This is a genomic window from Acidimicrobiales bacterium (assembly GCA_022452145.1).
Classification (GTDB): Bacteria; Actinomycetota; Acidimicrobiia; order Acidimicrobiales; family MedAcidi-G1; genus UBA9410.
In genome coordinates, this window is sequence record JAKURY010000010.1 from 1 (window position 1) to 12,462 (window position 12,462).

Genomic DNA, 12,462 nt, shown 5'->3' on the forward strand with positions numbered 1-12,462 from the left:
CTGGCCACGCTGGCCGCGGTCGCCCTGGGAGCCACGGTTCTGGTTCTGGCCACGCTGGCCGCGGTCGCCCTGGGAGCCACGGTTCTGGTCCTGGCCACGCTGGCCGCGGTCGCCCTGGGAGCCGCGGGTCTGGTTCTGCCGCCCCAGACCGCGTCCCTGGCCATCTCCCGGGTCGGAAGCCTCGTCCACGCTCGCTTCGGCAGTCACCGCGACGTCGGTCGGTCCGGTGTCGGTCTGCGCCTCGTCGGCATCGGTGGCAGCCGCAGCGGCGGCCTCCCACTCCGCGGGTGGCTCCCCATAGCCCGCCTCGACCTCGGGGACGTCGACGGTCGCCTCCGATCCGTCGGACGAACCGTTCGACCCGGCGTCGGTCAGGTCCAGGATCATGTCGACGATCTCGGCCTTGCGGGCCCGCGAGCCAGGCTTGCCACCCAGCGCGTTGGCGATGGTCGTCAGTTCGTCGCGGTCCTTGCTCTCCAGCGTGCCGCGTTCTAGTTGGGTGGAGTCCATGCTCACAACACCTCGGTTTCGTCGGGCCGAGTGGCCCGTCTGGTCTCCCCGGTCAGGTTCGACCGGGAGAGGGGGAACGCCATCCGGGTACCCGACTGGCGGGATCGGAGGACGTGTCGTGGAGCGGTGATCCCCGGTCCCCTCCTGGCCACCACCACGGTCGCGCGATGGTTGCGAGGCGAACCTCGTGGGGATCGTCGCCCGCCCGGCGACGACACCACTGTACCCAACAGACCTCGGCGGCGACAACCATCCCTGCTACGGCGGGAACGGGTCCTCAGTCGGCCAGCAGCCGGGGAACCAGGCGATGGCCGGGAACAAGGGGTTCTGCGGCCACGCCGGCCTCTGAGAACGTCCCTCCGGGGCCGTCCACGGCCGAGTCCACCAGCACGTAGGGCACCGGGTCGGCGGTGTGGGTGCGGGTCGTGAGCGGCGTGGCGTGGTCCGGGAGCATGAGGAGGCGCCACGGGCCCATGGCGTCCAGTCCCGGGATCAACCCGGACAGGATGCGGCGGTCCCAGTTCTCCAGGGCAGCGACCTTCTCGGAGACGTTGCCGGCGTGGCCGGCCTCGTCCGTGGCCTCCACATGGATGACGAACAGGTCCAGCCCGGCCTCGAGCTCTGCCAGGGCCACGTCCCTCTTGCCCTCGTAGTCGGTGTCGTACCAGCCGGTGGCGCCCCGGATGTCACAGACCTTCATGCCCGACAGCACTCCTATGCCCCGTACCAGGTCCACTGCCGTCACCAGGCCGGCCTCCACGCCGTGGGTGTCGGTGAACGACGGCACCTGTGGCTGGAAGCCCTGGCCCCACAGCCAGATCTGGTTGGCCTCGATGTCGAAGCCCGCCAGGACGTCCTTCGAGGCCTCCATCAACCCGGTCAGTACCGTGCCTGCCGGCCCGGACGGGTTCACGATCGTGTCGCCGGAGAGGTCGTGGGGCGGCGTGCAGTCGGCCTCGATCCACGGCCCGGGCGCGATCATGGCGTTACGGAAGCCCACCCCTGCCAGGAACTCGACGCCCTCCTGGGCTCCTGCCAGCTCCGCCTGCAGGGCGGCCACCACCGCGGCCCCCTCCTCGTCGGACGGGTTACCACCCGCGTAGTCGACCATCACGCCGTCGCGGACGACCACCAGGTTGCAGCGGAAGGCCGTCTGCTCGGGCCGCAGCGAGCGGCCCATGGCGGCCACCTCGATGGGAGCTCGACCGGTGTGGAACTCGGCCGGGTCGAAGCCCAGGATCGACATGTTGCCCACGTCGCTGCCGGGAGCCATGCCCTCGGGTATGACCGCCGCGCGGCCCACCGTTCCCCTGGCGGCCAACGAGGCCAGGACCGGCATGTGGGCGACGTCCAGCGGTGTACGGCCGTCGAGGTCGGGAACAGGAAGGTCGGCACAGCCGTCGGGGATGCAGATCACGTACTTCTTCACAGGTGGGTCATCCTGCCAGCGCCCGGCACCGGCCGGGGCACGGAGCATGGACCCGGCCGTCGGTCATCCGGCACGCCGGTGTGCCTCGACGAACTCCTGCACCACGGCCAGGTCGTTCGGGAGCCGGGTCAGGCGCTCGGGGCGCTCATGGAGGTCGGCCAGACGTTCCGGGAGAGGCGGCCGGATACCGGTGGCGTCGGCGACGGCGTCGGGGAACTTGGCCGGATGGGCGGTGGCCAGGGCCACCATCGGTACCGACGGATCCCGTCGACAGGCCCTGGCAGCCAGCACACCGACGGCGCTGTGGGGATCCAACAGGACGCCGGACCTGTCGGCCTCGGTCGCTATGCAGTCGCGGACGGTCCCGTCATCGAAGCGGGCACCGGCCCAGCCGTCGGCCAGGGCAGCGTGGAGCACGGGATCCAGGCGGAACGAGCCGCTGGCCCGGAAGCGGTCCAACTGCTCGGCGACAGCCGCGCCGTCACGGTCGAGTAGCTCGAACAGCAGACGTTCCAGGTTCGACGAGACCTGGATGTCCATGCTCGGCGACGAGGTGGGAACCACCTCGTCGATGGTCATCGTGCCCTCGACGAAGAACTGGGTGAGGACGTCGTTGGTGTTGCTCCCCACCACCAGCTGCGGTACGGCCAGGCCCGAGCACCGCGCCACGTGGCCGGCGAACACGTTGCCGAAGTTGCCCGTCGGAACCGAGAAGGCCACCGGCGACCGGCGTCCGCCCAGGCGCTCGGCAGCCACCACGTAGTAGACGACCTGCGCCATGACCCGGGCCCAGTTGATCGAGTTGACCGCCGAGAGGCCCACGCGATCCCGGAACACGACGTCGGCGAACATGGCCTTCACCAGGTCCTGACAGTCGTCGAAGGTGCCGTCGACTGCCACGTTGTGCACGTTTGCCGAGGTAACGGTGGTCATCTGCCGCCTCTGGACGTCGGACACCCGACCAGCCGGATGGAGGATGACCAGGTCCATGTTGTCCCGGTCCCTACAGGCCTCGATGGCAGCCGATCCGGTATCGCCCGACGTGGCGCCGACGATGGTCACCCGCTCCCCCCGCCGGTCCAGCTCATGGTCGAACAGGCGACCGACCAGTTGCAGTGCCACGTCCTTGAAGGCCAGCGTCGGACCGTGGAAGAGCTCAAGCAGGTGGATGCCGTCGGACAACTCGACGATTGGAGTCACGTCCGGCGCATCGAACACCGCATAGGCGTCCTCCACCATCGCGGCGAAGGCGTCCGCTCCGACGGAGTCGCCGACGTACGGCGACATCACCTCCACCGCCGTCTCGACATAGTCGCCCCGGCCACCGTCGCCAAGCACCGGCCAGGCCTCCGGCACGTAGAGGCCACCGTCGTCGGCCAGCCCTGCCAGCAGGGCGTCGCCGAAGTCCAGGACCGGGGCGGCTCCCCGGGTGCTGACGTAGCGCATCACGGTTCCGGTCGGTTCAGTCGCCGATGACGCGCAGGACACTCCCGACAGCCCGCACGGCATCCAGCGACCTGAGTCCCTGCAACGTGGAGCGCAGGTCCCGTTCCCTTGCCGCGTGGGTGATGAACACCAGGCGGGCCTCTCCTCCCAGGCCCTCCTGTTCCATGGAGCGGATCGAAACGCCGTTCTCCCCGAACACCGTGGCGACCTGGGCCAGGACGCCGGGACGGTCGTCGACCTCGACGTTCAGGTAGAACGCCGACGTGACGTCGTCGATCGGGGCTATCCGGGCCCGCTCCAGGGCACCGATCGGCGCCCCGTGGCCCCGCCGCAGGTTGCCGGCGGCGTCGATCAGGTCGCCCAGCACCGCCGATGCGGTGGGTCGACCGCCGGCCCCCCGGCCGTAGAACATGAGGTCACCGGACGCTCCACCCTCGACGAACACCGCGTTGAAGCTTCCCCTGACCGACGCCAGCGGGTGGTCGAGCGGCACAAGGGTCGGGTGCACGCGGACGCCGATCTGGAGCCCGCCGTCGGAGGCCCGGGTCTGCTCGACCACGGCCAGCAACTTTATGCAGTGCTGCAGGTCCGCGGCGAACTCGATGTCGGCGACGGTGATCCCGGAGATGCCCTCGTGGTACACGTCGCCGGCCACCACCCGTGCGCCGAAGGCCACCGTGGCGATGATGGCCGCCTTGGCCCCGGCGTCGAAGCCCTCCACGTCGGCCGTCGGGTCCCGCTCGGCGTAGCCCAGGCCCTGGGCCTCGGCCAGGGCGTCGGCGTAGCTGACACCGTCGTCGGCCATACGGCTCAGGATGAAGTTGGTGGTGCCGTTCACGATGCCCATCACCCGGGTGATCGGCTCCCCGGCCAACGACTCCCGCAACGGGCGCATGATCGGGATGGCACCGGCGACGGCCGCCTCGAACAGCAGGTCCACGCCGGCAGCCTCGGCCGCCTCGTAGAGCTCGGCGCCGTGGTTGGCCAGCAGTTCCTTGTTGGCTGTGACCACCGGCTTGCCGGCCGAAAGGGCGGCCAACACCAGCTCACGGGCCGGCTCGATGCCTCCCATGACCTCGACCACCACGTCGACATCCGCATCAGCGACGACGGCCGCCGCATCCGTGGTGAAGGCCGAGGCATCGACACCCACACCGCGGTCGATTGCCGTGTTGCGGACCGCTATGCGGGTCACGTCCAGGTACAGCCCGGTGCGACGGGCCACCTCGTCACGGCGTTCGGCGATGAGCGACACCAGGGCGGCACCGACGTGGCCGCAACCCAGCAGCCCGACACGGATCTGGGAGGGCTCCATGGACCAGACGGTATCGCTCGGACCGGCCCGGTCCAGCGCCGATTCAGTCGGTGGGGGTCGACCGGGTGGTCACGCCTCGCGACGCACGAGGTCCTCGTAGGTCTCCCGGCGGATCACCAGCCTGGCGTCGCCGTCGGCCACGAACACCACGGCCGGACGCAGGACGTGGTTGTAGTTGGAGCCCATGGCGTACCCGTATGCACCGGTTACCGGCGTGGCCAGCACGTCGCCCACCACCAGGTCGCCGGGAACCCAGCCCTCCCGGACAAGGAGGTCACCCGACTCGCAGTGCTTGCCCACCACCCTCACGGACCGGTTGCGCTCGGCATCGGCCGCCCTGGGCAGGAACGTCTCGTATCCGGACCCGTAGAGGACCGGTCTCGGATTGTCGCTCATGCCACCGTCGACGGCCACGTAGGTGCGGATGTCCGGCAGGTCCTTGACCGTTCCCACCCTGTACAGGGTGACCGCCGCCGCGGCCACGATGGCCCGTCCCGGCTCGGCCGAGACCGAGGCCGTGACCCCGGCCGCCTCACAGACGGCGCGGATCCCGGCCGCCCAGTCACCAATGGACGGTGCCGACTCGCCCTCCACGTAGGGAACCCCGAGGCCTCCCCCGACCGAGAGCTCGGCCAGCCCGTACGGCGCGGCGAACGTGGCCAGCACCTCGACGGCCCTGGCGAACGCCCCGACCTCGAACACCTGGCTGCCGATGTGGGCGTGGAGCCCGACGAGGTCGACCGAGTCCGAGGCGACGGCCCTCTCGACCGCCGCCGCGGCCAGACCCGATGACACGGTAAAGCCGAACTTGGAGTCGTCCTGGCCCGTGGCTACGAACTCGTGGGTGTGGGCCTCCACCCCGGGGGTGATCCGGAGCAGCACCATCGGCTTGGCGCCGGTGGCCGCCGCGATGGCGTCCAGGCGGTCCAGTTCGTCGAACGAGTCGACCACGATCCGGCCCACGCCCTCGGCGAGCGCCATGGCCAGTTCGCTGTCGCTCTTGTTGTTGCCGTGCATGACCAGCCGGTCACCCGGCACCCCGGCGTGGCGAGCCACGTACAGCTCGCCTCCCGTGGCGACGTCGAGGTGCATGCCCTCCTCATGGGCCAGGCGTGCCATGGCCCCACAGAGGAATGCCTTCGAGGCGTAGGCCACGCCGTCACCGAAGGCGGTCACCGCCTCCCGGCAGCGGGCCCGCAGTTGTGCCTCGTCGTAGACGAACAGCGGCGTGCCGTACTCGTCGGCCAGGTCAAGGAGGTCACAGCCGCCGATCGAGAGCCGACCGCCGGCACCGATGGACGCCGTGTCGGGCAGCAGGTGGGTGGGTATGGGACCGGCCACGGTCAGGCCTCCCCGTCGGCCCGGTCGTCGACCCCGTCACGCCACATCTCGGTGGGGGCGCCCACGCCGAGCAGGTCCATGGCCACGGCCAGCCCGATCCGGACGCCCTCGAGCAGCCAGAGACGGGCCTGGGTCGTGGACGGGTGCATGCCGTCTCCGAACACCCGACAGTCGTGGTAGAAGCCGTGGAAGGCCGACGCCAGGTCCCGGACCCAGGCGGTGACCTGATGGGGTGCCCGTTCCCGACATGCCCGTGCCACCACCTCGGGCAACTCGTGGAGGTACCGCAGGATCTCTAGCTCCCGGGGATGGACGAGCACCGACAGGTCTGTGTCGGCCAACGGCTCGCGCCCGATGCCCTCGGCGGCGGCCCTGAGGACCACCGAGTGGATCCGGGCATGGGCGTACTGCACGTAGAAGACCGGGTTCTCGTTGACCTGGCTGGCCACCAGGTCCATGTCGAAGGTCTGGGGTGAGTCGATCGAGAGCAGCAGGTAGGTGAAGCGGGCTGCGTCGGCACCAACCTCGTCGACCACCTCAGCCAACTCCACCATCTCACCCGTCCGCTTGGAGAGCCGGACCTCCCGGCCGTCCCTCTGCAGGTTGACCAGTTGGGTTATGACGATCTCGAGGTCACTCCTGTCGTGGCCGAGCAGCGCCATGGCGGCGTGCATGCGGGCCACGTAGCCGTGGTGGTCTGCGCCGAACACGTTCACCAGCCGGTCGGCCCGCCCGAACTTGTCCCGGTGGTAGGCCACGTCGGGCATCAGGTAGGTGGGCTGGCCGTCCCCCTTGACCAGGACGCGGTCCTTGTCGTCGCCATGGTCGGAGCTCCGCAGCCAGACCGCGCCGTCCTCCTCGTAGACGGCACCGGCGGCCCGCAGGTCGACCAACGTGGCGTCGACGGCCCCCGAGGCGATCATCGACCGCTCCGAGAACCAGGAGTCGAAGTGGATGGAGAGGGACTCCAGGACCGACCGGTGGGCCGCCAGGGCTCGGGCGTAGCCCCACTCCAACGGATCGGCGTCGCCGGGCATCTCGGCCGCCCAGTCCACGATGTACCGGCCGTGGTAGCCGTCCTCTCCCACCTCGGTGCCGGCGGCACGGGCTGCCAGCGACGCGGCGAAGTTCTGCATCTGGACGCCACGGTCGTTGACGTAGAACTCGCGCACCACTTCGTAGCCGCACCGCTCGTAGAGGCGCGCCACCGAGTCGCCGTAGCAGGCGCCCCTGCCGTGGCCGGCGTGCAGGGGACCGGTCGGGTTGGCGCTCACGAACTCGACGATGACGCTCGTCCCGACGCCGGAGTCGAGACGGCCCCAGCCATCGGTGCCGGCATCCACCACGTCGACCAGCACCTCGTGCAGCCAGGAGTCGGCCAGGCGGAAGTTGACGAAGCCGGGTCCGGCCACGTCCACGCCGATCACGTGGGGGGGCGGTGCGGTGGACAGGTGGTCGGACAGCGCCGTGCCCAGCTCCCGCGGGTTGCGACCCGCCGCCTTCGCGGAGGCCAGGGCCACGTTGGTGGACCAGTCGCCGTGTTCCGGGTTGGCCGGACGCTCCAACTGGACGACGTCGGGCACCGGCTCGACGCCAAGGTCGGCCAGAGCGGAGCGAACCGCGTCGATGAGGGTGTCGCGCACGTCCATAGCCGGATCCGGGGAGGGGGGGTGGAAGCGACCGGGGTCCGGCCGCCGGCCCGATGCTACCGGCGGCACCCGGGCCCGACCGGCTGCGAATAACGCAGCACATGGTCGGCGGAGTCACGGGCCGGTGGACAGGCGGATCGGCGACCTCAGGAACCGGCGGCGTGCAGCCGGGCGTCGCGGCGTACGACTACGACCAGCGCGGACAGGACCACGACCATGCCCAGTACCTGGACGGGAGCCAGCCGCTGGTCGAGCACAAGCCACCCACCTCCGGCCGACAGGACCGGGATGGCCAGCGTCAGGAAACCGGTCAGGGTGAGGCTCACGTGCAGGTGGGCCCAGTTCATGAGGAAGTGACCCGTTCCCGGCACGGCCAGGAGCAGGGCCAGCCATCCCCACTGCGACCAGGACGGGAGCGGCGGGATGACCTGCCCGGCGTCGATGGCGGCCAGGGGCAGCAGGACCACCGCACCGATGGACATCGACGTGGTCTGGAGGGTGAAGGTGTCGAGGTGGTGCCTCACGTCCTTCACGAACACGAAGTAGGCGGCGAAGAGGACCATCGACATGGCGGCTAGGAGGTCACCCCTGAGGTGCCCACCCGGCCCGCCTCCGGCACCGAACATCACCAGGGCGACCCCACCGATGGCGACGAGCGCGATGCCGACGAGCCACCCGGTCACCCGCTCCCGGTAGCGGCGGGAGGCTACGGCCATGAGGAGGATGGGCTGGAGCGCTCCGATGGTCGTGGCGTTGGCCAACGACGTGTTGTGGAGGGCCACGAAGAACAGGGCGATCTCGAGGGCGATGGTGACCGCCGGCAACGCCACCAGCCGGACCGTGGCCCAGGTGATGCGCCGGCCGCCGGCGTAGAGGAACGTCCCGTACACGAGCGCTCCCAGGAACAACCGCCAGAAGCCGATCTGGAGTCCCGGCAGGTCGAATCCGGCGACGATGACGTTGCCTGCCGACCAGCAGCAGATCGCCACGGTGGCCGACGCCCGACCCAGGCCGGCCCTGTCGTCTGCGGCTCTGGAGAGGCCCGTCATCCGCGGCACCCTAGGCCTCCGCCCTCTCACCGGCCGCCACGCGTTTCACATGCAATGCACCATTGGCTACTGTCGCTTCGTCGGCGAACCAACGAGGGCTCGCCACGAAGGGGAGGACCCATGAAGATCCGTTCGCTGTTCGCCGCCCTACTGGCCCTGGTGATGATCGCCACGGGCTGTTCCAGTGATGGAGGCGGTGCCGCCGGAGACGGCACCTGGCCGTCCGAGATCACATTCGGGTTCGTCCCCAGCTCGGAGCAGGAATCGCTCCAGGACGACATCCAGCCGTTCATGGACGTGCTCAGCGACGCCCTCGGCATCAAGGTCAACGGCGTGGTGACCACCGACTACACCGGCCTGGTCATCGCCATGGGCACCGGCAAGGCCGACCTGGGTGCCTTCGGGCCGTTCGGCTACACGCTGGCCCAGCAGCAGTTCGGCAACATGGAGGTGCTCATCCAGGCCGTCCGCTACGGAGCCGCCACCTACCACGGCCAGTGGATGACCAACGACCCGTCGTTGTGCGACTCCGCTCCGGAGTCGGCCACGGCGCTGGAGAACACGGCCAAGGGCGTCCAGCAGGTCGGGGCGCTCGACGCCGTGGCACTGCAGGTCGGCGTCTACTTCGGCGACTCCGGCAAGGCCCTGGGCGAGTCGGTGGACGCCGGCGACGTGTCTCCGGGTTCGTCCTGCATGGCCGACCTGGCCAAGATCAAGGGCAAGCGGGTGGCGTTCACCTCGGAGTCCTCCACCTCGGGCTACCTGTTCCCGGCCCTGCAGCTCATCGAGGCCGGGATCGACCCGGTCAACGACATCACGCCGATCTTCACCGGCGGACACGATGCCGCTGTCGTCGCCGTCTACAACGGCGACGCCGACGTCGGCGTGTCCTACGACGACGCCCGTCGCTCGCTCCGCAAGGAGAAGACCGACGTGGGCGACAAGGTGATCGTGTTCAACATCACCTCGGAGGTACCCAACGACGTGGTGGCCGCCAGCACGCTGCTGCCGACCTCGCTCAGGACGGCCATCTACGACGCCATCTACGCCTACCTCGAAACCGACGAGGGCGAGGCGGTCTTCGACGAGACCTACGGCTGGACGTCGATCCGCCGGGCCGTCGAGTCCGACTTCGACGTCGTGCGCCAGGCCGCCGAGGCCCTGGGCATCACCGAGCCTCTGGGCTGACCAGACGACGGGAACCGACGACCACGACCAGACCGACGCCCGGACCGTGATCCGGTTCGACGACGTCTCGGTGACCTACCGGGGCGGCGTCCGGGCGCTGCGCAACGTCGATCTCAGGATCGACGACGGCGAGTTCGTCGTGGTCGTCGGGCTCTCGGGAGCGGGCAAGTCCACGCTCCTGCGGGCCCTGAACGGCCTGGTCCCGGCCACTTCGGGGTCGATAACCATCGACGGGACCGAGGTGGTCGGCGCCGGCAGCGCAGAACTGCGCACCATCCGATCCCGGATCGGGATGATCTTCCAGACGTTCAACCTGGTGAACCGCACCTCGGTCCTGAACAACGTGCTGATGGGTCGGCTGGCATCGGTCCCGGCGTGGCGCTCCACTATCGGCCTCTGGCCGGCACCGGACAGGGAGATCGCCATGCGGGCGCTCGAGCGGGTGGGCATCGTGGAGAAGGCGTACGTCCGTGCCGCCAACCTCTCGGGCGGCCAACAGCAGAGGGTGGGCATCGCCAGGGCCCTGGCACAGGAGCCGTCGGTGATGCTGGCCGACGAGCCGGTCGCCGCCCTGGATCCGGTGACCAGCCGCCAGGTCATGGGAGACCTTCGGCGCATCAACCGGGAACTTGGAATCACCACCCTGGTGAACCTCCACTTCCTGGACCTGGCCCGGGAGTTCGGCCGCCGCCTCGTCGGGCTTCGGGACGGAGAGGTGGTGTTCGACGGCGACATCTCCGATGTGACCGACGAGACGTTCCGGAACATCTACGGTCGGGCGATCACCGACGACGACCTTCTGGCCGTCGATGGTGAACCCTCGGAGTGAACGGAGAGTCGGCCGGCGGCCGCCCCACCCGACCCCGTCCCGGTGTCCGCACCTGGGCGGTGGTCGGTGCCATCGTCGCCTACACGGTCTTCGCCGGACGCCAGGTCGACTTCGACCTCTCCACGTTCTGGAACGTCTGGTCGAACCCGCTCTGGGAGAAGTTCTGGCCGGTCCCGTGGGACTGGGTCCTGGACAGGCACAACGTTCTCGACCCGCTGGTGGAGACGTTCCAGATCGCCGTGGTGGCGACGCTGGTCGGCTGCGGCCTGGCCCTGCCGCTGGCCTTCACCATGTCGCCGCTGACCTCGCCCAACCGTCCGACCCTGGTGGTCAGCCGGTCGGTCATGAACGTGGTCCGGGCGGTACCGGACCTGTTCTGGGCGAAGCTCCTGGTCACCGCCGTGGGTATCGGGGCGTTCGCCGGCTCGTGGGCCCTGTCGGTGTTCTCGCTGGCCGTGATGGTGAAGCTGTTCAGCGAGACGGTGGACGGCGCCGATCCCAGACCGCTGGAGGCGGCCCGGGCGAGTGGTGGCCGACACCTGGCGGTGGTCAGGACCGGGGTCCTTCCCACGGTGCTGCCCGAGTACGTCGCCTACGCCCTGTACGTGTTCGAGTTGAACATCCGCGCATCGGTGGTGCTGGGCCTGGTGGGCGCCGGTGGCATAGGCCGGGTGATCGAGGCCCAACGCCAGTACTTCCGATTCGACAGGGTGCTCGGCATCCTCATGCTCGTGTTAGTGGTCGTATTCGTGATCGAGCAGGTCAGCGTGGCCATCCGAAGGCGGCTGGTCTGACGTGACGACCGACCCGGTGGCCGCAACCGACGGCCGGCCGGCGGCGCCGACCGGGGTGGCCCGGCGCCGCTGGACGGCGGCAGGCCTGCTGGTCGTCGCCGTCGGGTGGTCCCTCTCAGGCCTGGACGTGACCCTGGATCGCCTGCTCGGCGCCCCGGGCGACGCCTGGGACATCTTCCGTCGCATGTTCCCACCGGCCTTCGGCGAGGCCGCCGAACGGGGCGTGGTCGGCAAGGTGTTCGAGTCGGTCCACATCGCCTGGATCGGCACGCTCATAGGCGCCCTGTTCTCCCTACCCCTGGCCTTCCTGGCGGCCGGCAACGTCGCACCGGCATGGGTCCGTGCTCCTGTCCGCCAGCTGTTCAACGTGATCCGGGCCGTCCCCGAGCTGATCCTGGCCGTGATCCTCATCCCGATCACCGGCCTGGGCCCGTGGGCCGGGGCACTGGCCATCGGCGTGCACTCGGTGGGGACCCTGGGCAAGTGGGCCACCGAGGCCATCGAGGGGATCGACGACGGGCCGTTGGAGGCCGTGGCCGCCACCGGGGGCCGCTGGGCATCGGAGATGCGCTGGGGCGTGCTGCCCCAGATCCTGCCGGTGGTGACCTCGCAGTGGCTGTTCCGGTTCGAGATCAACGTCCGGGCCTCGGCCGTGCTGGGCATGATCGGTGCCGGCGGCGTGGGCTCCGAACTGGTGTCGCAGCTGGTGTTCCGGAACTTCCCGGCCGTGGGCGCCGTGCTGGCCATGACCGTCGTGGTGGTGCTGACCATCGACACCATCTCGGCAGCCGTCCGGCGGCGAATCATCCGGGGCACCGGCCGGGCACCGGGCGACGGAATGGACGAGGACCGGAACGCCGCCGTGCTGGCCGACCTGACCGGGTTCGGCCGCTGAGTCCCGCCCCGTCGGGT

At 69.9% G+C, this 12,462-nt stretch carries 11 protein-coding genes; 4 read left to right on the forward strand and 7 right to left on the reverse strand.

The window, feature by feature from the left end; all coding sequences use genetic code 11:
- The 7 genes from MK177_05030 to MK177_05060 all read right to left on the reverse strand — a co-directional run.
- Positions 1-510: hypothetical protein (locus tag MK177_05030; GenBank protein ID MCH2426680.1), on the reverse strand; the 510-nt coding region annotated here is incomplete at its 3' end.
- A 277-nt stretch (positions 511-787) separates the two neighbouring features.
- A complete protein-coding gene (apgM, locus tag MK177_05035) occupies positions 788-1,939 on the reverse strand; it encodes a 2,3-bisphosphoglycerate-independent phosphoglycerate mutase (protein ID MCH2426681.1) in 1,152 nt (383 codons plus the stop codon).
- 63 nt (positions 1,940-2,002) lie between these two features.
- The gene (gene thrC / locus MK177_05040; GenBank protein ID MCH2426682.1) at positions 2,003-3,385 is read right to left on the reverse strand and encodes a threonine synthase; all 1,383 of its coding nucleotides are present in this window, start codon (positions 3,383-3,385) and stop codon (positions 2,003-2,005) included.
- A gap of 16 nt (positions 3,386-3,401) precedes the next feature.
- A complete protein-coding gene (locus MK177_05045; protein MCH2426683.1) occupies positions 3,402-4,700 on the reverse strand; it encodes a homoserine dehydrogenase in 1,299 nt (432 codons plus the stop codon).
- 69 nt (positions 4,701-4,769) lie between these two features.
- A complete protein-coding gene (gene lysA / locus MK177_05050) occupies positions 4,770-6,041 on the reverse strand; it encodes a diaminopimelate decarboxylase (protein MCH2426684.1) in 1,272 nt (423 codons plus the stop codon).
- A 2-nt stretch (positions 6,042-6,043) separates the two neighbouring features.
- Entirely contained in the window at positions 6,044-7,690 is a 1,647-nt protein-coding gene (locus MK177_05055; GenBank protein ID MCH2426685.1) for an arginine--tRNA ligase, read from the reverse strand.
- Between the two features lie 146 nt (positions 7,691-7,836).
- Positions 7,837-8,739, reverse strand: a complete 903-nt coding sequence (locus tag MK177_05060; protein ID MCH2426686.1) for a DMT family transporter — start codon at positions 8,737-8,739, stop codon at positions 7,837-7,839.
- Positions 8,740-8,859: 120 nt separating this feature from the next.
- Here MK177_05060 and MK177_05065 point away from each other — a divergent pair, with 120 nt between their 5' ends.
- From MK177_05065 to phnE (MK177_05080), 4 genes are read left to right on the forward strand one after another with little or no spacing between them, the layout of a single operon-like run.
- Positions 8,860-9,927: a phosphate/phosphite/phosphonate ABC transporter substrate-binding protein gene (locus MK177_05065; GenBank protein MCH2426687.1), complete on the forward strand. Its 1,068-nt coding sequence runs from the start codon at positions 8,860-8,862 to the stop codon at positions 9,925-9,927.
- 46 nt (positions 9,928-9,973) lie between these two features.
- Positions 9,974-10,756, forward strand: coding sequence for a phosphonate ABC transporter ATP-binding protein (gene phnC / locus MK177_05070; GenBank protein MCH2426688.1), 783 nt, complete (start codon positions 9,974-9,976; stop codon positions 10,754-10,756).
- Positions 10,753-11,550, forward strand: coding sequence for a phosphonate ABC transporter, permease protein PhnE (gene phnE / locus MK177_05075; protein MCH2426689.1), 798 nt, complete (start codon positions 10,753-10,755; stop codon positions 11,548-11,550). The genes phnC and phnE (MK177_05075) overlap by 4 nt, the downstream gene beginning before the upstream one ends.
- Position 11,551: 1 nt before the next feature.
- A complete protein-coding gene (gene phnE / locus MK177_05080) occupies positions 11,552-12,445 on the forward strand; it encodes a phosphonate ABC transporter, permease protein PhnE (GenBank protein ID MCH2426690.1) in 894 nt (297 codons plus the stop codon).
- Positions 12,446-12,462 lie beyond the last annotated feature (17 nt).